The sequence below is a fragment of the Streptomyces sp. NPDC091972 genome, from assembly GCF_044756385.1.
Taxonomy (GTDB): domain Bacteria; phylum Actinomycetota; class Actinomycetes; order Streptomycetales; family Streptomycetaceae; genus Streptomyces.
Window position 1 is genome coordinate 98,654 of record NZ_JBIVSV010000010.1, and the last position, 24,679, is coordinate 123,332.

Sequence of the window (24,679 nt, forward strand, 5' to 3'; positions counted from 1 at the left end):
TTCCGTACCCGCACAACCAGGTGACCTACGCCACAGGCCCCACCCTCCTCTCCTACAGGCGTGATCGATCCGCAACCAATTCCCGTCTTGACCGAGACCCATCAACGCGCTGTCTGATTACGCTCGCGCTCATGGCCGACTCCGCACCCGCAACCCGCCCCGAGCAGCCCGATCGTCCCGTGTACGTCGTCGGCGGCGGCCCTGCCGGGCTCTCCGTCGCGTACGCGCTCCGGGCCCGGGGTGTCCGCGCGGTCGTCCTGGAGAAGGCCGAGCAGGTTGGCGCGTCCTGGCGGCGGCACTACGACCGGCTGCACCTGCACACCACCCGCCGCCTGTCGGCCCTGCCCGGCCTGCCGATACCCCGCCGCTTCGGCCGCTGGGTCTCCCGCGACGACGTGGTGCGCTACCTGGAGAAGTACGCCGAGTTCCACGAGCTGGAGACCGTCACCGGCGTCGAGGTCTCCCGTGTCGAGCGCACCCCCGACGGCACCGGCTGGCTGCTGCGCGCCACCGGCGGCCGCGAACTGACCGGCGCCGCGGTGATCGTGGCCACCGGCTGGAACCACACCCCGCTGCTGCCCGACTGGCCGGGCCGTGAGGGGTACAAGGGCGAGCTCCTGCACGCCGGCGAGTACCGCAACCCGGCGCCCTACGCCGGCCGGGACGTCCTGGTCGTCGGCGTCGGCAACACCGGCGCCGAGATCGCCGTGGACCTGGTCGAGGGCGGCGCCTCGCGGGTGCGGCTGTCGGTGCGCACCGTCCCGCACATCGTCCGCCGCTCCACGGCCGGCTGGGCCGCCCAGTACACGGGCGTGCTCGTACGACGCCTGCCGGTCGGCCTGGTGGACCGGCTGGCCCGGCCCCTGGCCAGGCTGAGCGTGCCCGACCTCTCGGCGCACGGCCTGCCCCGCCCCGACACCGGCCTCTACAGCCGGGTCAAGGAGGGCGCCATCCCGGTCCAGGACGTCGGCCTCGTCGACGCGGTCCGCACGGGCCGGGTGGAGGTGGTGGCCGCCGTCGAGGGCTTCGAGGACGGCGAGGTGCTCCTCACGGACGGCACCCGGATCGCCCCGGACGCGGTGATCGCGGCCACCGGGTACACCCGCGCCCTGGACGGCCTGGTCGGCCACCTCGGCGTCCTCGACCCGCACGGCCGTCCGGTCGTCAACGGCGCGCGGTCTCCCGAGCAGGCCCCGGGTCTCTACTTCACGGGCTACGTCACCCCCATCAGCGGGACGTTCCGCGAGGTCGCGATCGACGCGGAGAAGATCGCGAAGGCCGTGGTGAAGGACGGGGCGGGCAGCCTCTCGCGGCTCCCCGTCTGACGCGCGGGACCCCAACTCTCCTGCGACCGAACCCCGTTGCCCAAGTGCCGGATGTGACGGGAGCGTTGTCGTGTGCGGTCGTACGGGGCCAGAATGTGAACACTTCTCATGTTCTAGCTCCACACTCTCTCCACTACGGAGGACGCACGTGGCACGCGAAAGACAGCTCCCCCCGCTCCCCCGGCTCTCCCGCCGCTCCCTGCTCGGCGGTGCCGCCGCCGCGGCCGGGGCCGCCACCCTCACCGGCACCGCCGCCGCCCCCGCCTCCGCCGCCACCCGTGACGTGGACGTCGCGATCGTCGGCGCCGGTCTCGCCGGGCTCACCGCGGCCCGTGACCTGGTAGCGGGCGGGAAGACGGTCGCCGTCCTGGAGGCCCGCGACCGCGTCGGCGGCCGGGTCCTCAACCTGAACCTGGCCAACGGCGGTGTCACCGAGGGCGGCGGCGAGTTCATCGGCCCCACCCAGGACCGCATCAAGGCACTCGCCGACTCGCTGGGCGTGGCCACCTTCGCCACCTACAACACCGGCAAGAACCTGCTCTACAAGGACGGCAGGAGGACCCCCTACGCCACCGACGGCATCCTCGGTTCGGTCCCGCCGATCGACGCGGCAGGACTCGCCAACGCGGCGATCGTGCAGGCCTCCCTCGACGACATGGCCAAGCAGGTCCCGGTGGACGCGCCCTGGACCGCCGCCAAGGCCGAGGAGTGGGACCGGCAGACCTTCGAGACCTGGCTGCGCGCCAACGCGGTGATCCCGTCGGCCAAGTTCCTCCTGGACGTGGCCTGCACGTCCATCTTCTCGGCGGAACCCCGGGAACTGTCCCTGCTGTTCGTCCTCTTCTACATCGCCGCCGCCGGCAACGAGTCCACCCCCGGCACCCTGGAGCGCCTCACCGAGACCGCGGGCGGCGCCCAGGAACTGCGCTTCGTCGGCGGCTCCCAGCTCGTGCCGATCAAGCTCGCCGCCACGCTGGGCGACCGGGTGGTGCTGAACGCCCCGGTGCGCACGATCGCCAGGTCCGGCGCGAAGTACGTCGTCACGGCCGACGGGGTCACCGTCACCGCCAAGCGGGTCGTCGTCGCCGTACCCCCGCCGCTCGCGGCCCGCATCACCTACGACCCGCTGCTGCCCGCCGCCCGCGACCAGCTCACCCAGCGTCTGCCGATGGCCTCGGTGGGCAAGGCGATCGCGATCTACGACACGCCCTTCTGGCGCGCCGACGGCCTCAACGGCCAGGTCGTCAGCGACACCGGCGTGATCAGCTCGACCTTCGACAACTCCCCGCCGGACGCCTCCTACGGCGCCCTGATGGGCTTCATCGAGGCCGACGAGGCGCGCAGGTTCGACGCGGCGAGCGAGGCGGAGGTCAAGGCGGCCGTCCTCAAGGACTACGTGACGTACTTCGGCCCGAAAGCGGCCTCCCCCACCTCCTTCGTGCTGCAACGCTGGAACAACGAGGCCTACACCCGCGGCGGCCCCGTCTCCATCGGCGCGCCCGGGGTGCTCACCCAGTACGGCCCCGCCCTGCGTGCCCCCGTGGGCGGCATCCACTGGGCCGGGACGGAGACGTCGGTCCACTGGATGGGCTTCATGGACGGTGCCGTGCGCTCGGGCGAGCGGGTGGCGAAGGAGGTGCTGGCGGTGCTGTAGGCCCGGTCCGCGCCGTTCCCCGGCGGGGCGCGGCCCTTCCCGGTCCGTTCGTTTCTGTGTGCACGACCATTCCTGACACCTCGTCAGTTCTGTAATCTGACACAGCGTCAGTTATGCAGGCTGTCACACAGGAGCGGGCGGACCGATGCTTGGATCAACCCACGGCACCCTCACCACCGACTCCCGCCGGGCCCGGGTCATCGCGTGCGGCGAGCCACCCGGGCCCGCCGTCCACGGCCGGCCGGCCGCCGTCGACGACCTCGACGTCGGTGGCCGCCCGCTGTACGCCGACGTCCCCGATCTGGATCGCTTCTTCCGGCCGGAGTCGGTCGCCGTGATCGGCGCCTCCGACGCCGAGGGCCGCCCCAACACCGGTGTCACCCGGCAGCTGATCGAGTGGGCGCAGCGGGTCGGGGCCCGGCTGCACCCGGTGCACCCGACGCGTCCGGCCGTCTTCGGCATCCCCTGTGTGCCGTCCGTGACCGAGCTGCCCGAACAGGTCGACCTCGCCGTCCTGCTGGTCGCCGAGCCCCTGCCGGTGATCGAGCAACTGGCAGAGGCCAAGGCGAGGTTCGCCGTCGTCTTCGCCTCCGGGTTCGCGGAGACGGGCGCGGCGGGAGCGGCGGCCCAGGAGCGTCTCGCCGCCGCCGTGGCCCAGTCGGGGATGAGGCTGCTCGGACCCAACACCAACCTGAACGCCTTCGAGCGTTTCCGCGAGGACCTCGACGGCCCGGGGATCGCCCTGATCACCCAGTCCGGCCACCAGGGCCGTCCCGTCTTCGCCCTCCAGGAACTCGGCATCCGCCTCACCCACTGGGCCCCCACCGGCAACGAGGCCGACCTGGAGACCGCGGACTTCCTCTCCTGGTTCGCCGAACGCCCCGAGGTGGGGGCCGTCGCCTGCTATCTGGAGGGCCTCAAGGACGGCCGTTCCTTCCTGCTCGCCGCGGACCGGGCCGCCCGCCGCAGGGTGCCGGTCGTCGCGGTCAAGGTGGGCCGCACCGAGACCGGCGCCCGCACGGCGGCCTCCCACACCGGCAAGCTCACCGGCGCGGACGCGGTGGTGGACGCGGCGATGCGGCAGTACGGCGTGATCCGCGTCGACGGACTCGACGAACTCCAGGACACCGCGGCCCTGCTGGCCCGCGCGAGGCCACCGCGGGCGGAGGGAGTGGTGGTGTACTCGATCTCGGGCGGCACCGGCGCCCACTTCGCCGACCTGGCGACGGAGGCGGGGCTGCGACTGCCGGCCCTGTCGGCGGCCAAGCAGGCCGAACTGCACCAGTGGATACCGGAGTTCCTGAGCGTGGCCAACCCCGTCGACAACGGCGGGCACCCGGTCGGCGACGAACGCGGCAGGAAGATCATCGACGCGATCCTCGCCGATCCCTCGGTGGGGGTGCTGATCTGCCCGGTGACCGGCCCCTTCCCGCCCCTGAGCGACCGGCTCGTCCAGGACCTGGTGGACGCGGCCGAGGAGACCGACAAGCTGGTGTGCGTGGTGTGGGGCTCGCCCGTCGGGACCGAGCCGGCCTACCGGGAGGTCCTGCTCGGCTCCTCCCGGGTGGCCACCTTCCGCACGGTCGGCAACTGCATCACCGCGGTGCGCGCCTGGCGCGACCACCACCGCTTCGTCACCGGCTACCGCTCCCCCTTCGACGAGGCCCCGCGCACCCCCTCGCCGTCCTTCCGCAAGGCGCAGGCCCTGATGCGCCCCGGCCGGCAGCTGAGCGAGCACGCGGCCAAGCAACTGCTGCGGGCCTACGGGATCCGGGTGCCGCGCGAGCAGTTGGTGACCAGCGCCGCCGCGGCCGTCCGGGCAGCCGGTCTGGTGGGCTACCCGGTCGTGATGAAGGCCTCCGGCGCCAGGATCGCCCACAAGACGGAGCTCGGCCTGGTGAAGATCGGCCTGACCTCCGCGAGCCAGGTCCGGGACGCCTACCGCGAGCTGACCGACGTCGCCCGCTACGAGGACGTGTCCCTGGACGGCGTCCTGGTCTGCCAGATGGTCGAGCGGGGCGTGGAGATGGTCGTGGGGGCCGCGCACGACGAACTGTTCGGGCCGACGGTGACGGTCGGGCTCGGCGGGGTCCTGGTCGAGGTGCTGCGGGACGCGGCCGTACGGGTGCCGCCGTTCGGTGAGGAGCAGGCCCGGGACATGCTGGAGGACCTGCGCGGGCGGGCGCTCCTGGACGGGGTCCGGGGCCGGCCCCCCGCGGATCTCGACGCACTCGTGGAAGTCGTGCTCCGCGTGCAGCGGATGGTGGTGGAGCTCGGGGACGAGGTCGCGGAGCTGGACATCAACCCGCTCATGGTCCTGCCCCGGGGGCAGGGGGCGGTCGCGCTGGACGCGTTGGTGGTATGCCGGTGAGCGAGGTGACCCACACCGTCGACGGCCACGTCTCACACCTCACCCTGAACAGGCCGGAGGTCCTCAACGCCCTCACGCCCGGCGGGCGGGACCTGCTCGTCGAGCTGTTGGCGCACGCGTCGGCCGATCCGGACGTGCGGGCGGTGGTCCTCACCGGCACGGGACGCGGCTTCTGCGCGGGCGCGGACCTGCGCGGCGCACCCACGGCCACGGCCCCCGGCGACGTCGCCCGGACGATCCGCCTCGGCGCCCAGCGTCTGATCGCCGCCGTCCTCGACTGCGAGAAGCCGGTGATCGCGGCGGTCAACGGGACGGCGGCCGGGCTCGGCGCGCATCTCGCCTTCGCCTGCGACCTGGTCCTGGCCGCCGAGTCGGCCCGGTTCGTCGAGGTGTTCGTCCGCCGCGGCCTGGTCCCCGACGGCGGCGGCGCCCATCTCCTGACCCGTCTGATCGGCCCGCAGCGCGCCAAGGAGCTGATGTTCTTCGGGGACGCCCTCGGCGCCGCCGACGCCGAGCGCCTGGGCCTGGTCAACCGGGTGGTGCCGGACGGCGAGTTGGAGAAGACGGCCCGCGAGTGGGCGACCCGGCTCGCCACCGGCCCGACCCGCGCCCTCGCCCTGACCAAACAGCTGGTGAACACCGCCCTGGACACGGACCGCACCACCGCCTTCGCCGCGGAGGCCGCCGCTCAGGAGATCAACATGACGACGACGGACGCGAAGGAGGGCGTGGCGAGCTTCGTGGAGCGCAGAACCCCGGTGTTCCGAGGCCGTTGAGGACCGACGGTACGACCGGCCCGCCCCTTCCCATCTGACGACCCGTCAGCTTCAATGGGGATGTGATGGGACAAGCAGGAATGGCGGAAGCGGCCGTCCGCTATCTCAGGTCGGGCAAGGGCCGCCCCGTCGAGGCGCTGCCCCGGCCCGAGCTCCGGTGCGTCCGCGAGGACGAGCGGGCACCGGTCGATCCGGCCGGGTTCCGGCGGGTGCTGGGCGAGTTCGCGACCGGGGTCACGGTGATCACGGCTCCCGGCACCCCTCCGGCCGGTTTCGCCTGCCAGTCCTTCTCGTCCCTCTCCCTCGACCCCCCGCTCGTCGCGTTCATGGTGGGCCGTACGTCGACCACCTGGCCGCGCATCGCCCGGGCCGGCGTCTTCTGCGTGAACGTGCTGAGCGCGGACCAGGGCGGGCTGTGCCGGGCGTTCGCGGTGAGCGGCGCGGACAAGTTCGCGGGCGTCGCCCACGACCCCGCCCCGGCCTCCGGCTCCCCGCGCCTCGCGGGCACGCTCGCGTGGATCGACTGCACGATCCACGCGGTGCACACCGGCGGGGACCACCTCGTCGTGGTGGGGCGGGTGGCGGCGCTGGGGACGGGCGGGGGCGGGGCTCCGCTGCTGTTCCACCGGGGCCGGTTCCTCTAGGCCGTCGCCGCCAGGGGCACCGGGGCCGGCCGCCGCCGGATCACCAGCGCCATCAGCGCCGCCGCCGCGCACAGCGCTCCCGACGCGTACCAGACCATGTCGTAGGTGCCGAACACGTCCCGGGCGACGCCGCCGAGGAAGGCGATCAGGGCCGCGCCGACCTGGTGGGAGGCGAGGACCCAGCCGAAGACGATGGCGCTGTCGTCGCCGTACTGCTCGCGGCACAGGGCGACGGTGGGCGGGACCGTGGCGACCCAGTCGAGGCCGTAGAAGACGATGAAGAAGAGCATCGGCGGGTGCACGGAGGGGGCCAGCAGCATGGGCAGGAACAGCAGTGAGACGCCGCGCAGGGCGTAGTAGACGGCGAGCAGGCGGCGGGGTTCGAAGCGGTCGGTGAACCAGCCGGAGGCCACCGTGCCGACGACGTCGAAGACGCCGATGACCGCGAGCAGCGAGGCGGCGGCCGTGACCGGCATGCCGTGGTCGTGGGCGGCGGGCACGAAGTGGGTCTGGACCAGGCCGTTGGTGGAGGCGCCGCAGATCGCGAAGGTGCCGGCGAGCAGCCAGAAGGGTCCGGTGCGGGCGGCCTTGAACAGGACCGTGACCGCCCGCCGCGCGGCGCCCTGGACCGGCGCCGGCTTCGGCACGAAGTCCACGGCGCCGTACGGCTTCAGGCCCACGTCGGCCGGGTGGTCGCGCAGCAGCAGCCAGACGAAGGGGACCACCGCGAGGGCGGCGAGCGCGACGGTGATCGCCGCCGGGCGCCAGTCGTGCTTCTCCACCATCCAGGACAGCACCGGCAGGAAGATCAGCTGGCCGGAGGCGGAGGCGGCGGTCAGGATGCCGGTGACCAGGCCGCGCCGCTCGGTGAACCAGCGGTTGGTGACGGTCGCGGCGAAGGCCAGCGCCATCGAGCCGCTGCCGAGGCCGACGAGGAGGCCCCAGTAGAGCATCAGCTGCCAGGCGGCCGTCATCCACACGGTCAGGCCCGAGCCGACCGCGATGACGGTCAGGGCGACCGCGACGACCCGACGGATGCCGAAGCGGTCCATCAGCGCGGCCGCGAAGGGCGCGGTCAGCCCGTAGAGCGCGAGGTTGACGGAGACGGCCGCGCCGATGGTGCCGCGCGACCAGCCGAAGTCCTGGTGCAGGGGGTCGATGAGCAGGCCCGGCAGGGAACGGAAGGCGGCCGCGCCGATGATCGTCACGAAGGTGACGGCGGCCACGAACCAGGCGCGGTGGATGCGGGATCCTCCGGAGGAGGGGGTTTCCTCGACGGCTGCGGCTTCGGTTGTCTGGGTCACGCCATAGAGCCTGCGGCCCGCGGCCCGGCAGATCCATTGGCCCGGAGGACAGTATTCGTTAGGATCGGGCCATGCAGCCGCACCGCGTCGTCGTCCTCGCCATGGACGGAGTGCTCCCCTTCGAGCTGGGCATCCCGCACCGGATCTTCGGCCGTCCCCGGGACGCCCGGGGGCGTCGCCTGTACGACGTCGTCACCTGCTCCGTCCGCCCGCCGGGCCCGGTGCGCACCGACGCCGACTTCGCCGTCCAGGTCGAGCACGGCCCCGAGGCCCTGGCCACCGCGGACACCGTGATCGTCCCGGCGTCGTACGAGATGGGCCCGGTCTTCGAGCAGGGCGTGCTGACCGAGGGGCTGGCCGCCGCCCTCGCCCGCATCCGCCCCGGCACCCGGCTCGCCTCGATCTGCACCGGCGTCTACGTCCTGGCGGCCGCCGGCTTCCTCGACGGGCGTCCCGCGACCACGCACTGGGCCGACTCCGAGCGTCTCCAGCGGCTCTTCCCGCAGATCAGGGTCGACCCGGACGTCCTGTTCATCGACGACGGTGACGTGCTGACCTCGGCGGGCGTCGCCGCCGGCATCGACCTGTGCCTGCACATGGTGCGCCGCGACCACGGCACGGCGGTCGCCACCGACGTGGCCCGCCGCACCGTCGTACCGCCGCACCGCGACGGCGGTCAGGCGCAGTACATCCACCGGCCCGTGCCGGAACCGCAGCAGTCGACCACGACCTCGGCCCGCGCCTGGGCGCTGGGCCGTCTGCACGAGCCGATCCAGCTGCGGGACATGGCCGCGCAGGAGGCCATGTCGGTGCGCACCTTCACCCGGCGTTTCCGCGAGGAGGTCGGCGTCAGCCCCGGCCAGTGGCTCACCCAGCAGCGCGTGGAGCGCGCCCGGCACCTGCTGGAGTCCACCGACCTCTCGGTGGACCAGGTCGCCCACGACGCGGGCTTCGGCACCGCCCAGTCGATGCGCCAGCACCTTCAGGCGGCCCTCGGGGTGACCCCGACCGCCTACCGGCGCACGTTCCGGGCAGGGGCCCTCAGCCGCTAGAAGGTCAGCACCCCCCGGGCCACCCGCCCCGCCTCGGCGTCGTCCACGGCCTTCTCGAAGTCCTCGACCGGGTAGGTCTCGGTGACCAGTTCGTCGAGGAGCAGCCGGCCCTGCCGGTAGAGCTCGGCATACAGCGGGATGTCGCGCTGCGGGCGGGAGGAGCCGTAGCGGCAGCCCAGGATCGACTTGTCCAGGTAGAGGGAGGAGACGAGGAAGGAGGCCTCGGCCCCCGACGGAGGCACTCCGAGCAGCACGGCCTGGCCGTGCCGGTCGAGCAGGTCGATCGCCTGGCGGATCAGCTCCACGCGTCCCACGCACTCGAAGGCGTGGTCGGCCCCGGTGGGCAGCAGTTCCCGCACACTCTCCGTGGAGGTCAGGAAATCCGTCGCCCCGAACTGCCGGGCCGCCGCCTCCTTCGCGGGGTTGGCGTCCACGGCGACGATCCGTGACGCCCCCGCGATCCGGGCCCCCTGGATCACGTTGAGCCCGATCCCTCCGGTCCCGATCACCAGCACGCTCTCCCCCCGGTCCACCCGGGCCCGGTTGAGCACGGCTCCCACACCGGTCAGCACCCCGCACCCGATGAGCGCGGCGGACGTCAGCGGGAGTTCCCCGGGGATCCGGACCGCCTGCACGGCCTTCACCACGGTCCGTTCGGCGAACGCGGAGTTGCACGCGAACTGGAACAGCCGCTCGCCGCCCCGTGAGAACACCCTCCGGGGCCGCCCGATGGCCTTGCGGCACATGGTCGGCCGGCCCCGGTCGCAGTCGGCGCAGACACCGCAGTTGGCGAGGGTGGACAGCGCCACGTGGTCGCCCGGCCCGACATGCGTGACCCCCTCCCCGACCGCCTCGACCACGCCCGCGCCCTCGTGCCCCAGCACCACCGGGACCGGGAACGGGATGGTCCCGTCCACGACGGACAGGTCGCTGTGGCACAGCCCGGCCGCCGCGACCGCGACCCGGACCTCGCCCGGCCCCGGGTCTCCCACCTCCAGGTCGTCGACGACCTGGACCTGCCTCCCGTCGAACAGCACGCCACGCATCAGACGACCCCCTTGGGCTCCCTGGGCAGGCCGAGCACGCGCTCGGCGATGACGGTGCGCTGGACCTGGTCCGAGCCGCCGTAGATGGTGTCGGCCCGCGAGAACAGGAACAGCTGCTGCTCCGCGTCGAGTTCGTACGGCGCGGAAGGGGACCAGTCACCGGGTCCGACCGTGGCCCGCGCGCCGCGCACGAGCATCGCCAGTTCGCCGAGCCGCTGGTGCCAGCCCGCCCACAGCAGTTTGGCCACGCTGGCGGCACCGGCGTCCTGCGAACCCCCCAGCGTCCGCAGGGCGTTCCAGCGCATGGTCCGCAACTCGGCCCACTGCCGCACGAGGAGGGCGCGGACGACCGGATCGGCGACGGCGCCCGTCCGTACGGCGGTCCGCAGCACCGAGCTCAACTCCTCGGCGAAGCCGACCTGCTGGGCCAGCGTGGACACCCCGCGCTCGAAGCCCAGCAGGCTCATCGCCACCCGCCAGCCCTGCCCCTCGCCCCCGACGACGTGCTCGGCACGCGCGTGTGCCCCGTCGAAGAACACCTCGTTGAAGTCACTGGTCCCGTTCATCTGCCGAATGGGCCGCACCTCGATGCGCCCCGGCTGGTCCATGGGCACGAGGAGGAAGGTCAGTCCGTGATGCCGACGTGACTCCGGATCGGTGCGGGCGAGCACGAAGCACCAGTCCGCCTCGTGGGCGAGGGACGTCCAGATCTTCTGCCCGCTGATCCGGTACGTCCCGTCCCCGGCGCGCGCGGCCCTGGTCCGCACTCCGGCCAGGTCGGACCCCGCGCCGGGTTCGCTGTACCCCTGGCACCACAGCTCCTCCCCGGCGGCGACGGGAGGGAGGAAGCGCGCCTTCTGCTCGCCGGTGCCGTGCGCGAGGAGGGTCGGCGCGAGCAGTTTCTCCCCGATGTGCCCGGACCGGGCCGGCGCCCCCGACCGGGCGTACTCCTCCGCCCAGACGACCTGCTGGGTGAGCGTGGCGGTCCGGTTCCCGTAACCGGACTCCGACCAACCGAGCCCGATCCACCCGGACTTACCGAGAGTCCGTTCCCAGGTACGACGGTCCTGAGCACCATCGGCGTGGACCGAGAGCCATTCCCGCACTTCACTACGGAACGCCTCGTCCTCCTCGGTGAACCCGAAATCCACGAAGTCCTCCTCTCCACACCGGCCCAGGCGAGTCACTCAGGGGCGCGGGGAACTGCGCGACCGGCCACAGACAGCCCGCACCCGCCCGACCACACGCGCCCCCGAGCCACTAGGCGCCCCGCCCCGAGAGCAACGGCATCGGATCCACCCCCACACTCCGCGGCAGGAACTCCGCGATCGACTCCGGCGTCCACCCGCCGGAGGCGTACGCGGCACGCAGCTCCCGCGGCTGGGCCCACACCGCGATCTTCGGTCCCGCCACGGTGTACACCTGCCCGGTGATCTCCCGGGCCCGTTCGGAGAGCAGGTAGACCACCATGGCGGCCACGTCCTCCGGCTCCCCGATCTCCGTCAGGTCGAAGGGCACGTTCGCCGACATCCGGGTCCGGGCGACCGGCGCCACCGCGTTCGCGGTCACCCCGTACTTGTGCATCCCGAGCGCGGCACTGCGCACCAGCGAGATGATCCCGCCCTTGGCCGCGCTGTAGTTGGCCTGCGAGGAGGAGCCCTGGTGATTGCCGCTGGTGAAGCCGATCAGGGTCCCGGCCCGCTGCTGCCGCATCACCGCGGAAGCGGCCCGGAAGACGGTGAACGTCCCCTTCAGATGGGTCGCGAGGACCGGATCCCATTCCTCCTCGGACATGTTGAACAGCATCCGCTCACGCAGGATCCCGGCCACGCAGACCACGCCGTCGAGCCGCCCGTAGGACGACAGGGCGGTGTCGACGACCCGCTGTCCACCCGCCATCGTCGAGATGTCGTCGGCCACGGCGACGGCCTCGCCGCCGGCCGCCTCGATCTCCTTCACCACCCCCGAGGCGATCTCGCTGGTGGGGGACGCCCCGTCGACGGAGACGCCGTAGTCGTTGACGACGACCCGCGCGCCCTCCGCGGCCGCCGCCAGCGCGACCGCCCGCCCGATCCCGCGTCCCGCGCCCGTCACGGCGACGACCCTGTCTGCCAAGAAGTTCCCCACGCCCGGCCCCTTCCCGCGGTTTCTGACGGACCGTTAGATTTTATGACCCGTCAGATGTGCGGACACAAGCCCCGGGGAGGGCCCGATGTCACTTCCGGCCGCGTTCCACGACATCGCCAAGCGCGTGAACAACTGGGGGCGTTGGGGCGCCGACGACGAGATCGGCACCCTGAACCTGATCACCGACGAGGTCGTCCGCGAGGCCGCCGCGACCATCCGCACCGGCCGCCGGATCCCCCTGGCGCTGCCGTTGCGGCAGGACGGCGTGCAGACCGGGATGATGCCGGGCCGGGTCAACCCGCTGCACACGATGGTGCAGATCAACCAGGAGATCTTCGGCCCGGGGACGGTCGCGTGCAGCGACGACGCCGTGACCATGGGACTTCAGGCGGCCACCCACTGGGACGCCCTCACCCATGTCTCACACTCCGGCATGCTCTACAACGGCCGCCCCGCCGCCACCGTCACCGCGCACGGCGGCGCCGAGTTCAGCGGCATCGACAAGGCCCGGTACGTCGTCTCGCGCGGGGTGCTGCTCGACGTGGCCCGCGCGCTGGGCGTGGACCGGCTCGACGGGGCGCACGCCGTGACCCCCGAGGACCTGGAGGCCGCCGAGGAGCTCGCGGGCACAAGGGTGCGCGCCGGGGACGTCGTGCTGGTGCGGACGGGGCAGATCCAGGTGTATCTCGCCGGGGACCGGGAGGGGTACGCCCATCCCTCGCCGGGTCTGTCGGTCCGCACCCCGGAGTGGTTCCACGCGCGCGATGTGGCCGCGGTCGCCGACGACACGCTCACCTTCGAGATCTTCCCGCCCGAGATCGAGGACCTGTGGCTGCCCGTGCACGCGCTGGACCTCGTGGAGATGGGGATGCTCCAGGGCCAGAACTGGAACCTGGAGGAGTTGTCCACAGCCTGTGGAGAGAGCGGCCGGTACGCGTTCCTGCTGTCGGCGATGCCCGAACCGTTCGTCGGCGCCACCGGGACGCCCGTGGCACCGGTCGCCGTGCTGTGAGGTCGGCCGGCGGCGCGCAGGTCCGCCCCGAGCACGGCATCGCGCGCCGCCGTCATCGACTTCCTTCCGCCCTGAGGAAATCGACACCGCGTCACGATCCGCACTCGTCGAGGACTCCCGTCACCGGACCCCTCGCCGTCCCCTCGCGGCGAATCGCTGACCACCAGCGTCATCAATCGAACACACTGCGTCAACACCCGAAGGGGGATTTATTGCTTACGACCCTTTTGTCGCGACCGCGCACGGATGCACATCCCGGCGCACCGCCCCGCAGCGAGGAAGGGGGGCCGGCGGTCCCTGCCACCGTGCGCCGGTCACACCGCCTCGAACGCCAGCCCCTCGTAGGCCGAGGCGTCGATGCCGTAGGCCTCCATGGCCTTGCGCGGCCGCTCGCAGCGGTCGAGTTCGCACCAGATGCTCTTGCCGGCACCCTCGGGACTCCAGCCCCAGCGGTCCGCGAGACCGTCGACGAGGGCCAGGCCGCGGCCGCCGGTCGCGTCACCGTCCACGCAACGCGGCACGGGGGCCCGGCCGCTGCGGTCGGCGACCTCGAGGCGGACGGTGGCCCACTCCTCCTCGGTGCCCGGCAGGGAGAGCCGCAGCACGGCGGGCAGGCCGGTGTGCACCACGGCGTTGGTGACCAGTTCGGACACGAGCAGGATCAGCGTCTCGGCGAGCGGTTCGTCGGCCTCCATCCCGGACCCGGCGAGCCGCGAGCGGGCCCACCTCCGGGCTCGCCCCACCTCCGCGGGGTCGGGCCGGATCTCAAGCTGCACCTGAAGCACCTGCACCGCTCACACCATCCGAACCGGCGGGCACATGGCCTCGCGCCTCACGAGGGCCACGATCGTAGCCATTTTTTGCATGACCCGAACAATGACCGAAGCCGGGGTCACGGAACGTGAATCCCTTACGGGACAGCATGGTTGACGTACAGTCACGCCAACAAGCGCTTCGGGCATATTCCAGCGCGAAGGAGTACCCCTGCGGGATACTGTGCGACGGTCGCCGCGAGGAGTCGAACAGGCGGTGGCCACCTGCCTTCCCGCCCTGCGAGCAGCGGCGCGCATCGCCGGATCCGGCGCCGCCCCATCGGCAACACCGGCACGGCTCGTGCTCGGAACCACTCGCATCCCACACAAGGTACCGGAGCGGGGCACCGACTCCAGGACGTGACGAGTCACACATAGGACACAACCCGATATCAACGCTCCGTGATTCCGGTGTGCCACGATCCGCGACATCCGCTGCGGGCGTCCCGGAGAGCGGGCCGGTCGCGGTCGCCTCAGGCCAGCAGATCGACGGCGAGCGACTCCTCGCTCTCCGCACCGCCACCGGCCCGACGGGCCCGCACCCAGGCCCGCTTCAGATGCAGGTGCACCTCGCCCTCCCAGGTGAAGCCCATCCCGCCGTGCACCTGGAGGCAGTCCCGGGCACCCCGTTCGGCCGCCTCGTCGGCCAGCAGCCGCGCCGCGGCGATGTCCATGGGGTCCGCGGTCACGGCGGCGGCGTACACCGCGGCCCGGGCCGTCTCCGTGCGCACCAGCATCTGGGCGCACAGGTGCTTGACCGCCTGGAAGGCCCCGATCGGCTGCCCGAACTGCTGCCGCGTCCGCGCGTGTTGCACCGCGAGCTCACCGAGGCGCGCGGCGGTGCCCAGTTGCTCGGCAGCGGTGAGGAGCACGCCGACGGGATCGACCGCAGCAGGGCGCGCTCCGGGAACCCGGTGGAGCGGAGTGAGCGGGTCCACCGATCTCAGGGCCACGGCCCCGACGGCGTCCCCGCGCACCACGTCAGCCTCGTCCAGCCACTCCACGAGCCCGTCCCGGTCGACGCCGGTGACGACGACCTCCCCCTCGGCGGCCCCGTCCACCACACCCGCGGCGAGGTGGGTCGCCGCCAGCGGCCCGGGCAGCAGCACCCGCCCGGCCTCCTCGAACGCCAACACCGCCTCGGGCAGCCCCAGTCCGACCCCACCGTCCGACTCCGGCACCCGCAGCGAGAAGAACCCGGCGGCCCCCAGCGCCCGCCACAGCACACGGTCCAGGCGAGGCTCCCGCACGGCTGCCCGGAGCGCGTCCCGGTGGAAATGCCGGGCGAGCAGACCACGGACCGCGTCCCGCAACACCAGCTGATCATCCGTCAGTTGAAACCGCACCTCACGCCTCCTTCTGGACGAGGGGTCGGGGCAACCCACTCAGGGGCGCGGGAAACTGCGCGACCAGACCCCACCCGCCCGCACCCGGCGCTCGACCGCTACCGCCCCTTCGGCAGCCCGAGGACCCGCTCGGCCACGATGTTCCGCTGGATCTGCGAGGTCCCGGCCGCGATGGTGTACGACAGCGAGGACAACCGGTCCAGCACCCAGGGCCGTTCGAGGTCCAGCGACTCGGCGCCGAGGACCTCCGCCGCCGCGTCGTACAGGTCCTGCCGCGCGTGCGAGTACCGGAGTTTGAAGACGGAGCCTCCCGTCCCGGGCACCGCCCCGCTCGCCTCCGCCTCGCTCACGTTCCACTGCGTGAGCCGCCACAGCGCCCGGAACTCGGCGTTCAGCCGCCCGAGCCTGCGCCGCAGCACCGGGTCGTCCCAGCGGCCGTTCTCCCGGGCCGTACGGGCGAGTTCGCCCAGCACCCGCCGGCAGGCGACGACCTCGCCCACGAAGGCGGTGCCGCGCTCGAAGGACAGCGTCACCATCGTCACGCGCCAGCCGTCGTTCTCCTCGCCCACCCGGTTCGCCACCGGCACCCGCACCTCGTCGAGGAACACCTCGGCGAACTCGGCGGACCCGGCGAGCGTGCGCAGCGGACGGACCACGACCCCGGGTGCGGACATCGGCATCGCCAGCCAGGTGATGCCCCGGTGCTTGGGCGCCGCCGGGTCCGTGCGCACCAGCAGCTCGCACCAGTCGGCCACCTCGGCGTGCGAGGTCCAGATCTTGGACCCGGTCACCACGTAGTGGTCGCCGTCCCTGCGCGCGCGGGTGCGCAGCGCCGCCAGGTCGCTGCCGGCGTCCGGTTCGCTGAACCCCTGGCACCAGACCTCCTCGCCGCGCAGGATCGGCGGCAGCCAGCGCTCGCGCTGTGCGGGCGTCCCCTCGGCGGCGATCGTGGGCCCGGCGTGCAGCAGTCCGACGAACCCGGCGCCGACGTAGGGCGCGCCCGCGGTCTCCGTCTCCTCCAGGAAGATCAGCCGGGTGGTGGGCGAGGCGTCCCAGTGGACGTGCGCGTACCCGGCGTCGTGGAGCATGCGCTGCCAGCCGAGGTCGTACGCCCTGCGGCCGGGCCAGTCCCCGGGGGGCGGCTTCGGCGGCAGCGTGGGGAGCGCCTCGGCGAGCCACTCGCGCAGCCGTGCCCGGAACTCCTCCTCCTCCGGCGTGTACGCGAGATCCATGACGCCAACCCCATATCTGATGACTCGTCAGATACAGCCCGTGCACGAAGGCTAGGTCGCACACCCCTGGACCGGCAAGGTGCCGAGCCCTACACTCTGCCCACGATCTGACGACCCGTCAGTTCTACTGCCGCACAAGGGGGCCACCGTGACCGACACCGCCCACGCGCTCGGCGCGTCCCGCACCCTCTGGGACCTGGCCGCCCGCCGCGCCGACCTGACCCCGGACCGCCCGGTCCTGCTCCAGGACGACCGCACGCTCACCTTCGGCGCACTGCGCACGCGTGCCGAACGGGTGGCGGCGGGGCTCTACGACCTGGGTGTACGCCCCGGCACGGTCGTCGCCTGGCAGCTGCCCACCCGCATCGAGACGGCCCTGCTCTCCTTCGCCCTGGCCCGCCTGGGCGCCGTGCAGTCGCCGGTCATTCCCTTCTACCGGGACCGCGAGGTCGGCTTCGCCCTCCGCGAGTCGAAGGCGGAGTTCTTCGCGGTGCCGGGCACCTGGCGCGGCTTCGACCACACGGAGATGGCCCGGCGGCTCGGCGCCAAGGGGATCTTCGAGGCGTACGACGACCTCCCGGACGGCGACCCGGCGGTGCTCCCGCCCCCGCCCGCCGACGGCACCTCCGTCCGCTGGATCTACTGGACCTCGGGCACCACCTCCGATCCCAAGGGCGTCCTGCACACGGACCGTTCGCTGATCGCGGGCGGCTCCTGCCTCGCGCACGCACTGCGTCTCACGGCGGACGACGTGGGCTCGATGGCCTTCCCGTACGCGCACATCGCGGGCCCCGACTACACGGTGATGCTGCTGCTGTACGGCTTCCCGGCGGTGATGTTCGAGCAGTTCGCGCTGCCGGACGCGCTGGAGGGGTACCGCAGGCACGGGGTGACGGTGGCGGGCGGTTCGACGGCGTTCTACTCGATGTTCCTCGCCGAGCAGCGCAAGCGCCCGGGCGAGCGGATCATCCCGACCCTGCGGCTGCTGGCCGGCGGCGGGGCGCCCAAGCCGCCGGAGCTCTACCACGCCGTCGTACGGGAGCTGGGGGTGCAGCTCACGCACGGGTACGGCATGACCGAGGTGCCGATGATCACCATGGGGGCGCCGGACGACACGGCGGAGAACCTGGCGACGACCGAGGGGCGGCCGCCGGAGGGGATGTCGGTGCGGATCGTGGACGGGGAGGTGCGGCTGAAGGGGGAGGCGGTCTGCCAGGGGTACCTCGACCCGTCCCAGACGGCGGAGGCGTTCGACGAACAGGGGTATCTGCGCACCGGCGACCTGGGGTTCGTGAAGGAGAGCGGCCATCTCGTGCTCACCGGCCGGCTCAAGGACGTGATCATCCGCAAGGGCGAGAACATCTCGGCGCGGGAGATCGAGGACCTGCTGGCCGCGCATCCGGCCGTCGGGGACGTGGCGGTGATCGGGCTGCCGGACGCCGAGCGCGGGGAACGCGTGTGTGCCGTGGTGGAACAGCCGGAAGGCGCGCCGGAGTTGTCCCTGGACGCCGTGACCGGCTATCTGCGCGCGGAAGGGCTGTCGCCGCACAAGCTGCCGGAGCAACTGGAGGTGGTGGACGCCCTTCCGCGCAACGAGACCCTGCGCAAGGTCCTGAAGTACAAGCTCAGGGAGCGCTATTCGGGGACGGTGAAGTAGCGCGCGAAGGCGGGCACGATCTCGGCCTCGCCGACCTTGCCGTCGCCGTCGGTGTCCAGGGTGGCCGCGGCCGCCCGCGCGACGTCCTCGCCGACGCCCAGGATGCGCAGCACTCGCGCGGTGTCCTCGACGGTGGCGCGTCCGTCGCCGTCCTGGTCGGCCACGTCGATCGCCGCGTGCAGGAAGGGGCGCGCGATCTCGGCGAACCGGTCCGGGTTGTCGCGCAGCCGCTTGAGCGCGCCGTTCACGAACTCGCCGCGGGTGATCCGCTGGTCGCCGTCACGGTCGGCGATCCCGGCCATGCCCTGCCAGAACGCCTCGGCGCCGACGTACAGCGCCTGTCCCTTGTCGGAGCGTGCCGCCGTGCCGAACTCCGTGAGCAGCGCCTTGGCCGCCACGTTGAAGTCCTCGCGGTCGATGTAGCCGTTGCCGTCCTGGTCGAAGGTGGCGAACCGGTCGGCGATCCTGCGCTCGTACTCGCTGCTGACCATGTCTCTTCGGGCCGCCTCACATCACATCGGGTGCATCTGGCACGGAGCGTACGACGCGAGCGGCGCCCAGGGGACCGGAAGGCGGCGCTTGTGCCAGGACCGGGGGAATTTCGGGACAACGGTGTGGCAGACGGGGTGCCCCAGGTCACAGCCGTGCGGACGGAAGGGCTCGCCGGTGCCGGGTCAGGCGGACAGTGGTCCCGCCTCCTCGTCGGTCGCCGAGTCCAGGTCCGGGTGGACCTCGAACAGACGGCGGACGCCCAGCGCGCCGAGCACACGGTTGACGTGGGAACCGTCGGCGGCACCCTGGGCCGGGAGGATCAGCCGCAGCTCGCCCCGGCAGGAGCGGATCAGGCGGCGGGAGGCGATGAGGACGCCGACACCGCTGGAGTCGCAGAAGTAGACCTCGGAGAGGTCGAGGACGAGGCTGTGGCGGCCCTCGGCCACCGCGTCGTGCACCCGCTGGCGGAGCACCGGCGAGGTCACCAGGTCCAGCTCGCCCGACACACTGAGCACGGTCCAGTCGCCCTGCTCTTCGCCGGTCACATTGAACGCCACCACCATGCCCTTCATTCGCCGGAAAGCAAACGGAAGCCTTGCCTACGCTTCCTTGCAGCGTGGCTGCCCAGCGGCCGTTCCCTGAAACACAGAGCAAGAAACGGAAGGCGTTCGAAAGAGGCTTGTTTTAGTCGGCTTCGATCCTGTTCGATCAGGTCTGATCAAAGAGCGGACGGGTAGAGGAACGTCCACTACCACCTGAGGCCCTTCGGGGGGCGCGCATTGGAACAAAGGGGCGTGCGCTGTCGGGGGTGCGGACTACATTCGAGGAGACGGTCGGCGCAGGCTTGACCGGACACTTCCGGGGGGTGAGGGGGCCGCATGGCGAAGAAGGACGCACCGCCCCGCTGGGACCGCAAGATGCAGCAGCGGCTCGCACGCGGTGAGGCGGCCGCCCTCGGCGAGCTCTACGACCGTTTCGCTTCCCTCGTGCACGGCCTCGCCCACCGCGTGCTGGGGGACGAGCACGCCGCCGACGGCATCACCCGGGACGTCTTCGCCCACGTCTGGGAGCACCCCGAGACCTACGACCCCAAGCAGGGCCCGCTGCGCTCCTGGGTCGCGGCCCTGACCCACCGCCTGGCCGTGCAGCGGCTGCGCGCCACCGAGACCGCCGCGCTCACCCGGGCCGGCGAGGGCTCCGCCGAGGAGCTGGAACGCAAGGTGCGGCACGCCTCGGTCGCCGCCCGCGCCGACTACATCGTCCAGTCCATGCCCACCCCGCTGCGGGCCGCCCTGGAGCTGGCCTACTTCCAGCGCCGCGACTACCGCCAGGCCGCCGCCGACCTCAGCATCACCGAGGACGAGGCCCGCCGCCGCCTGCGCCTGGGCCTCCAGCTCCTGTCCACGGCCCACGACACCGGAGCGCCCGGCGCTCCGCCGGGATACGGGGGCGCGGCATGAGCGGGACAGAGGGCTTCGAGGCGTACGACGACCGGAACGACGACGGTGCCGGCGGCGACGGGACCGGCGGACCGAGCGACCAGGGCGACCCCGGCCGTCCGGCCCGCATACCGCTCCCCCGCGCCTCCGTCGAGGACACCGGCCGTCCGCTGCCGGCGCTGGACGAGCCGGCCCCGTCCACTCCCCTGGTCCTGGAGCACCACGTGCTGAAGTCGCTGCTCGGGGCCTGGGCGCTGGCCGCGTGCTCGGCTGAGGAGACGGCCGCCGTGGAGGACCACCTCGGCGAGTGCGGCACCTGTGCCGAGGAGGCGCTGCGGCTGCGCGGCGCGGTGGGCCTGCTGCAGCGGCCGGAGAGCCTCGACCTGGACCCCGGCCTGCGCACCCGCGTCCTCGACGGCTGCCTCGACCGGCGCCCGCCGCGCATCCCGATCCCCGACTGGGCCACCCCCTACGACGCCGAGACCGCCCGTCTCGACGCCCTGCTCCAGGACTTCGGCGACGCCGAGTGGCACGCCCCGGTGAGGCTGCGCTGGTTCGACGCCGACGAGGCCACGAGCCGCCGTACGACGGTCGCCGGGGTCATAGCCCACCTGCTGTCGGTCGACGGCCTCGTCGCGGTCGCCCTGGGCCTGGACGACCCGCTGGGCGAGTCCCCCGCTGACGTGCCCACGCCGTCGGGCCGCACCGAGGCGTTCTGGCGCGCCTCGCACTTCCCGCCGACCCGCTCGGTCCGGCCCCGGTGGCGCGAGCAGAGCCACGACCTCGTGCGCACGGTCTCCTTCACCGGCGGCACGGCCGGGAAGCTGGAGGTGGCCTACGGCGACTTCACGCTGCCCCTGCACGACGCGATGCTGGACCGCGCCTTCGAGTGCTGGGTCCACGCCGAGGACATCGCGACGGCGGTCGACTACCCGTACGACCCGCCCTCCCCCCGCCACCTCAACCGCATGATCGACCTGGCCGCCCGGATGCTGCCCGCGGTGCTGGCGGAGCGGCGGCAGAAGGGGCTGACGTCACCGGCCCCCGGACGGCACCTGGTGACCGCCGGCGGCCCCGGCCGCACCCTGCGCCTGGAGATCGAGGGCCTGGGCGGCGGCGAGTGGCTGATCCCCCTCGACTCCCCGGCCGCGGTGGGTTCGGCGGAGCACGAGGTGGCGCATGTGGCGCTGGACGGGGTGGAGTTCTGCCAGCTGGCGGCCGGCCACGTGTCTCCCGCGGAAGCCGCGGCGGGGCAGGGGGGTGACCGTGAGGCGATCAGGGACGTGCTGTTCGCCGCGGCGAGCCTGAGCCGCATGTAGGTGGGGGCGGGTGCCGGTTCGTGGGCGGCTGCGGGTGGTGGGGGCCGTTCGCGCAGTTCCCCGCGCCCCTGAAGGCACGTTCACTGCACGTACTCAAGGGGCGCGGGGAACTGCGCGAACGGCCCCCACCGGCCCGCAGCCGCCCTGCGACAGTCGACCCCGAGCCCCTGGGCGAACTAGGCGAAAACGACCGTTCGCCGACCGTTCAGCAGAATCCTCCGCTCCGCATGCCACTTCACGGCACGCGCCAGCGCCTGGCACTCCACGTCCCGCCCGATCGCCACGAGCTGGTCCGGAGTGACGTCGTGCCCCACCCGCTCGACCTCCTGCTCGATGATCGGCCCCTCGTCGAGGTCCGCGGTCACGTAGTGCGCCGTGGCCCCGATCAGCTTGACCCCCCGGGCGTGAGCCTGGTGATACGGCTTCGCGCCCTTGAAGCTCGGCAGGAACGAGTGGTGGATGTTGATGATCCGCCCGCTGAGCTGCTTGCACAGGTCGTCGGAGAGCACCTGCATGTACCGGGCGAGCACGACGAGTTCGACGTCCTGCTCCCGCACCAGCTCCAGCAGCCGCGCCTCCGCCTCGGCCTTGGTCTCCCGCGTCACCGGAATGTGGTGGAAGGGGATGTCGTACGAGCCCACGAGCTCGGCGAAGTCGGTGTGGTTGGAGACCACGGCGGCGATCTCGACGGGGAGGGCGCCGATGCGGGCGCGGAAGAGCAGGTCGTTCAGGCAGTGCCCGAACTTGCTGACCATCAGCACGACCCGCATCCTGTCCTCGGCCCGGTTGATCCGCCAGTCCATGTGGAAGGAGTCGCCGATGGCCGCGAAGGACGCCCGCAGCTTGTCCACGGTCACCGGGGCCTCGGCCGAGAAGTGGACGCGCATGAAGAACAGACCCGTGTCGTGGTCGCCGAACTGCTGGCTGTCCTCGATGTTGCAGCCGGTCATGAAGAGGTAGCTCGACACGGCGTGCACGATGCCCTGCTTGTCGGGGCAGGACAGGGTCAGGACGTACTGGTCGGCCAGGGCCTCGGCTCGGGGGGACTGCTCGTTCATGCAGGACAGGGTCGCATATCCACCGGAGCGGCAGACACCGCGTCCGTCACGCGGACCGGGTCATGATCTGGAGCACCTGGAGCGTGCGCGGGGGCGCGTCGGGGTCCTCGCCGTCGGCCGTCGCCATCCGTACGTGCGCGTCCCGGGCCGCCCGCACCGCGTCCGGCCACCCCGGGTTCTCCATGTACACGGAGACGGGGGCGTCCGGGCCGACCTGGTGCATGATCCGCAGCACCCGCAGCACGGCGGTGTCGACGAGGGCCGCCTCCTGGGAGTCCCGGAAGATCGTGCCGACGTACTTCTCGGCGGACCAGTTGTCGAGCCAGGTGTCCTCGACGAGGCGGTACACGGCGTCGGTGACGTCCCCGTACCCCTCGACGCCGGCCAGCCAGACGTTCTGCTGGAACACGGGGTCGGAGAGCATGTGCAGCGCGGAGCGCACATTGCTGCGCCAGCGCCACCACGGCATGTCGTTCAGTGGCATGCCGCCCATGGTGGAGGAGCGACGGCCGCGACGGGAAGAGTTCTCCGAACCTTGCACGGTCACCGATCGTACGTTCCTCCCCCAAACGTGCCGCACAGGCCCTCGCTGTTCACCTTTACGTCACCTTCCCTTGACCGAGGGTCACTTCCGAGTTGGCGATGTGACGGAAGCGTGTGTGCCCATGACCGGCAGGCGACGCATCCGCAGCACCTTCCTCCCCCGGCACCGGCCCGTCGGAGTCACCGCCCTCGCGGCGGGGGCCCTGATGGCGTGTGCTTCCCTCGTCACCGGTTGCGGGGTCGTCCCCGGTACCACGGGGGGTTCCGGGGGCGACCCGATCAAGGTCATGACGTGGGCCCCGTCGGACACCAACGCGACCAACAAGCCGGGCATGCCCGCCTTCGCCCGCGCCTACGCCCGCTGGGTCAACTCCAGGGGCGGCATCAACGGCCGTAAGCTCACCGTCCTGACCTGCAACGACCACAACGACGGGGTGTCCGCGGCGCAGTGCGCCCGGCGTGCGGTCAAGGAGAACGTCGTCGCGGTCGTCGGCTCCTACAGCCAGTACGGCGACTCGTTCTTCCCGCCGCTGGAGGGCGCCGGCATCCCCTACATCGGCGGTTACGGCGTCACCAACGACGAGTTCACCAGCCCGCTGTCCTACCCCGTCAACGGCGGCCAGCCGACCCTGCTCGCCGGCCTCGGCAAGGAGCTCGCGGCGGTCTGCGGCAACGTCACCCTCGTACGGCCCGACACCATCGTGGGCGACGAGCTGCCCGTCCTGCTGGACTCCGGGCTGAGCACCGGCGGTCACCGGGCCGCGAGCGACGTGCGGGCGGCGGACGACGCCACCGAGTACTCGGCGCAGTCGACGAAGGCGCTCGTCAGCTCGACGTCCGGCGCCGCGGGCTCCGGCGTGAAGGGCGCCAAGGAGGGGTGCGTGGTGCCCGCGCTCGGCGACCGCACCAGCACCTTCATGGACTCCTTCCGGCGCGCCCGCGAGGACTACCCCGAGGTGCGCACGGCCATGGCGATGGGCAGCGTCGACCAGACGGTGATCGACGCGTCCGGCGGGGCGTCGGGCCCGTACGAGGGGTCGTACATCACCGGTTGGTACCCGGTGGAGAGCGACGCCCGCTGGGACGCGATGAAGAAGGTCATCAACGCGGAGGCCTTCGGCGACAACCGCATCGACTCGGCGGACGCGGGCGTGCAGACCACCTGGATCGCCTACCAGGTCTTCGAGAAGGCTGTCGAGTCGCTGGGCAGTGGCGAGGTGTCCGCCGACAGCGTGCGCGGCGCGCTCAACGGCGGCCTCAAGATCTCCACCGGCGGTCTGACGCCGACCCTCCAGTGGACCACCCGGGACACCTGGAGCACCGCCGACGACCTCGCGACGGTCGGCTTCCCGCGCATGGTGAACGCCCATGTGACGTTCCAGGTGGTGCGCGGGGGCCAGCTCGTGGCGGCCCGTGAGGGCTTCACCGACGCGACGAGGACCCTCCAGAACGCGGACGTCGACTGACCCG

General features: G+C 72.4%; 22 protein-coding genes. 11 read left to right on the forward strand and 11 right to left on the reverse strand.

From position 1 onward, the window contains the following. The first annotated feature begins 131 nt into the window (after nt 1–131). The 5 genes from ACIQJT_RS27490 (at nt 132) to ACIQJT_RS27510 (ending at nt 6,770) form a co-directional block, all read left to right on the forward strand. Nucleotides 132–1,325, forward strand: a complete 1,194-nt coding sequence (locus ACIQJT_RS27490; protein WP_402647890.1) for a flavin-containing monooxygenase — start codon at nt 132–134, stop codon at nt 1,323–1,325. Between the two features lie 148 nt (nt 1,326–1,473). Next, the gene (locus tag ACIQJT_RS27495; protein ID WP_402647895.1) at nt 1,474–2,979 is read left to right on the forward strand and encodes a flavin monoamine oxidase family protein; all 1,506 of its coding nucleotides are present in this window, start codon (nt 1,474–1,476) and stop codon (nt 2,977–2,979) included. Nucleotides 2,980–3,124: 145 nt separating this feature from the next. Then, on the forward strand, nt 3,125–5,350 hold the full coding sequence (locus ACIQJT_RS27500) for an acetate--CoA ligase family protein (RefSeq protein ID WP_402647898.1): 2,226 nt from the start codon (nt 3,125–3,127) through the stop codon (nt 5,348–5,350). Further along, a complete protein-coding gene (locus ACIQJT_RS27505; protein ID WP_402647901.1) occupies nt 5,341–6,126 on the forward strand; it encodes an enoyl-CoA hydratase/isomerase family protein in 786 nt (261 codons plus the stop codon). The genes ACIQJT_RS27500 and ACIQJT_RS27505 overlap by 10 nt, the downstream gene beginning before the upstream one ends. 65 nt (nt 6,127–6,191) lie before the next feature. After that, nucleotides 6,192–6,770 (forward strand): flavin reductase family protein, encoded by a 579-nt coding sequence (locus ACIQJT_RS27510; protein ID WP_365452128.1) that lies wholly within the window; start codon nt 6,192–6,194, stop codon nt 6,768–6,770. On the opposite strand, the gene ACIQJT_RS27515 is transcribed toward ACIQJT_RS27510, so the two are convergent. Then, complete coding sequence (locus tag ACIQJT_RS27515) at nt 6,767–8,074, reverse strand: MFS transporter (RefSeq protein WP_402647904.1); 1,308 nt, start codon at nt 8,072–8,074, stop codon at nt 6,767–6,769. The genes ACIQJT_RS27510 and ACIQJT_RS27515 overlap by 4 nt on opposite strands. Before the next feature lie 71 nt (nt 8,075–8,145). Between ACIQJT_RS27515 and ACIQJT_RS27520 the strand changes: the two genes are divergently transcribed. Continuing rightward, on the forward strand, nt 8,146–9,126 hold the full coding sequence (locus ACIQJT_RS27520; RefSeq protein ID WP_402647907.1) for a GlxA family transcriptional regulator: 981 nt from the start codon (nt 8,146–8,148) through the stop codon (nt 9,124–9,126). Here the strand turns inward: ACIQJT_RS27520 and ACIQJT_RS27525 are convergent. The 3 genes from ACIQJT_RS27525 to ACIQJT_RS27535 form a co-directional block, all read right to left on the reverse strand. Next, on the reverse strand, nt 9,123–10,172 hold the full coding sequence (locus ACIQJT_RS27525) for a Zn-dependent alcohol dehydrogenase (protein WP_402647909.1): 1,050 nt from the start codon (nt 10,170–10,172) through the stop codon (nt 9,123–9,125). The genes ACIQJT_RS27520 and ACIQJT_RS27525 overlap by 4 nt on opposite strands. Beyond that, complete coding sequence (locus ACIQJT_RS27530) at nt 10,172–11,323, reverse strand: acyl-CoA dehydrogenase family protein (RefSeq protein ID WP_402647911.1); 1,152 nt, start codon at nt 11,321–11,323, stop codon at nt 10,172–10,174. Before ACIQJT_RS27530 ends, ACIQJT_RS27525 begins: the two co-directional genes overlap by 1 nt. 109 nt (nt 11,324–11,432) lie before the next feature. Next, on the reverse strand, nt 11,433–12,299 hold the full coding sequence (locus ACIQJT_RS27535; RefSeq protein ID WP_402647913.1) for an SDR family oxidoreductase: 867 nt from the start codon (nt 12,297–12,299) through the stop codon (nt 11,433–11,435). Nucleotides 12,300–12,384: 85 nt separating this feature from the next. Between ACIQJT_RS27535 and ACIQJT_RS27540 the strand changes: the two genes are divergently transcribed. Further along, nucleotides 12,385–13,311, forward strand: a complete 927-nt coding sequence (locus tag ACIQJT_RS27540) for a cyclase family protein (protein WP_402647916.1) — start codon at nt 12,385–12,387, stop codon at nt 13,309–13,311. A gap of 314 nt (nt 13,312–13,625) precedes the next feature. On the opposite strand, the gene ACIQJT_RS27545 is transcribed toward ACIQJT_RS27540, so the two are convergent. From ACIQJT_RS27545 to ACIQJT_RS27555, 3 genes are all read right to left on the reverse strand, one after another. After that, nucleotides 13,626–14,087, reverse strand: a complete 462-nt coding sequence (locus ACIQJT_RS27545) for an ATP-binding protein (RefSeq protein ID WP_365452140.1) — start codon at nt 14,085–14,087, stop codon at nt 13,626–13,628. 509 nt (nt 14,088–14,596) lie between these two features. Further along, complete coding sequence (locus ACIQJT_RS27550; protein WP_402647919.1) at nt 14,597–15,469, reverse strand: acyl-CoA dehydrogenase family protein; 873 nt, start codon at nt 15,467–15,469, stop codon at nt 14,597–14,599. 98 nt (nt 15,470–15,567) lie between these two features. Continuing rightward, entirely contained in the window at nt 15,568–16,701 is a 1,134-nt protein-coding gene (locus ACIQJT_RS27555) for an acyl-CoA dehydrogenase family protein (RefSeq protein WP_402647922.1), read from the reverse strand. A gap of 148 nt (nt 16,702–16,849) precedes the next feature. Between ACIQJT_RS27555 and ACIQJT_RS27560 the strand changes: the two genes are divergently transcribed. After that, the gene (locus ACIQJT_RS27560) at nt 16,850–18,358 is read left to right on the forward strand and encodes a class I adenylate-forming enzyme family protein (protein ID WP_402647925.1); all 1,509 of its coding nucleotides are present in this window, start codon (nt 16,850–16,852) and stop codon (nt 18,356–18,358) included. On the opposite strand, the gene ACIQJT_RS27565 is transcribed toward ACIQJT_RS27560, so the two are convergent. Next, nucleotides 18,337–18,849 (reverse strand): EF-hand domain-containing protein, encoded by a 513-nt coding sequence (locus ACIQJT_RS27565; RefSeq protein WP_402647928.1) that lies wholly within the window; start codon nt 18,847–18,849, stop codon nt 18,337–18,339. The two genes, ACIQJT_RS27560 and ACIQJT_RS27565, sit on opposite strands and share 22 nt — an antisense overlap. 183 nt (nt 18,850–19,032) lie before the next feature. Beyond that, nucleotides 19,033–19,413 (reverse strand): STAS domain-containing protein, encoded by a 381-nt coding sequence (locus ACIQJT_RS27570; protein WP_053846151.1) that lies wholly within the window; start codon nt 19,411–19,413, stop codon nt 19,033–19,035. Between the two features lie 315 nt (nt 19,414–19,728). Between ACIQJT_RS27570 and ACIQJT_RS27575 the strand changes: the two genes are divergently transcribed. Continuing rightward, on the forward strand, nt 19,729–20,310 hold the full coding sequence (locus tag ACIQJT_RS27575; protein ID WP_402647931.1) for a sigma-70 family RNA polymerase sigma factor: 582 nt from the start codon (nt 19,729–19,731) through the stop codon (nt 20,308–20,310). Beyond that, the gene (locus ACIQJT_RS27580; protein WP_365452148.1) at nt 20,307–21,608 is read left to right on the forward strand and encodes a maleylpyruvate isomerase N-terminal domain-containing protein; all 1,302 of its coding nucleotides are present in this window, start codon (nt 20,307–20,309) and stop codon (nt 21,606–21,608) included. The genes ACIQJT_RS27575 and ACIQJT_RS27580 overlap by 4 nt, the downstream gene beginning before the upstream one ends. Before the next feature lie 176 nt (nt 21,609–21,784). Here the strand turns inward: ACIQJT_RS27580 and purU are convergent, their stop codons facing one another. Both purU and ACIQJT_RS27590 read right to left on the reverse strand, forming a co-directional pair. Continuing rightward, complete coding sequence (gene purU / locus ACIQJT_RS27585) at nt 21,785–22,666, reverse strand: formyltetrahydrofolate deformylase (protein ID WP_365452150.1); 882 nt, start codon at nt 22,664–22,666, stop codon at nt 21,785–21,787. A gap of 46 nt (nt 22,667–22,712) precedes the next feature. Continuing rightward, nucleotides 22,713–23,213 (reverse strand): hypothetical protein, encoded by a 501-nt coding sequence (locus ACIQJT_RS27590; protein ID WP_365452152.1) that lies wholly within the window; start codon nt 23,211–23,213, stop codon nt 22,713–22,715. A 118-nt stretch (nt 23,214–23,331) separates the two neighbouring features. Here ACIQJT_RS27590 and ACIQJT_RS27595 point away from each other — a divergent pair, with 118 nt between their 5' ends. Continuing rightward, nucleotides 23,332–24,675: an ABC transporter substrate-binding protein gene (locus tag ACIQJT_RS27595; RefSeq protein WP_402647936.1), complete on the forward strand. Its 1,344-nt coding sequence runs from the start codon at nt 23,332–23,334 to the stop codon at nt 24,673–24,675. Nucleotides 24,676–24,679: the final 4 nt, after the last annotated feature.

Excerpts from the sequence above, each read along its gene's own strand:
- ACIQJT_RS27580 (WP_365452148.1), top strand. The coding sequence starts at position 20,307 with ATGAGCGGGACAGAGGGCTTCGAGGCGTACGACGACCGGAACGACGAC.
- purU (WP_365452150.1), bottom strand. The coding sequence starts at position 22,666 with ATGAACGAGCAGTCCCCCCGAGCCGAGGCCCTGGCCGACCAGTACGTC.
- ACIQJT_RS27500 (WP_402647898.1), top strand. The coding sequence starts at position 3,125 with ATGCTTGGATCAACCCACGGCACCCTCACCACCGACTCCCGCCGGGCC.
- ACIQJT_RS27525 (WP_402647909.1), bottom strand. The coding sequence starts at position 10,172 with ATGCGTGGCGTGCTGTTCGACGGGAGGCAGGTCCAGGTCGTCGACGAC.
- ACIQJT_RS27520 (WP_402647907.1), top strand. The coding sequence starts at position 8,146 with ATGCAGCCGCACCGCGTCGTCGTCCTCGCCATGGACGGAGTGCTCCCC.
- ACIQJT_RS27555 (WP_402647922.1), bottom strand. The coding sequence starts at position 16,701 with ATGGATCTCGCGTACACGCCGGAGGAGGAGGAGTTCCGGGCACGGCTG.
- ACIQJT_RS27575 (WP_402647931.1), top strand. The coding sequence starts at position 19,729 with ATGGCGAAGAAGGACGCACCGCCCCGCTGGGACCGCAAGATGCAGCAG.
- ACIQJT_RS27540 (WP_402647916.1), top strand. The coding sequence starts at position 12,385 with ATGTCACTTCCGGCCGCGTTCCACGACATCGCCAAGCGCGTGAACAAC.
- ACIQJT_RS27510 (WP_365452128.1), top strand. The coding sequence starts at position 6,192 with ATGGGACAAGCAGGAATGGCGGAAGCGGCCGTCCGCTATCTCAGGTCG.
- ACIQJT_RS27505 (WP_402647901.1), top strand. The coding sequence starts at position 5,341 with ATGCCGGTGAGCGAGGTGACCCACACCGTCGACGGCCACGTCTCACAC.
- ACIQJT_RS27570 (WP_053846151.1), bottom strand. The coding sequence starts at position 19,413 with ATGGTGGTGGCGTTCAATGTGACCGGCGAAGAGCAGGGCGACTGGACC.
- ACIQJT_RS27565 (WP_402647928.1), bottom strand. The coding sequence starts at position 18,849 with ATGGTCAGCAGCGAGTACGAGCGCAGGATCGCCGACCGGTTCGCCACC.
- ACIQJT_RS27490 (WP_402647890.1), top strand. The coding sequence starts at position 132 with ATGGCCGACTCCGCACCCGCAACCCGCCCCGAGCAGCCCGATCGTCCC.
- ACIQJT_RS27595 (WP_402647936.1), top strand. The coding sequence starts at position 23,332 with ATGACCGGCAGGCGACGCATCCGCAGCACCTTCCTCCCCCGGCACCGG.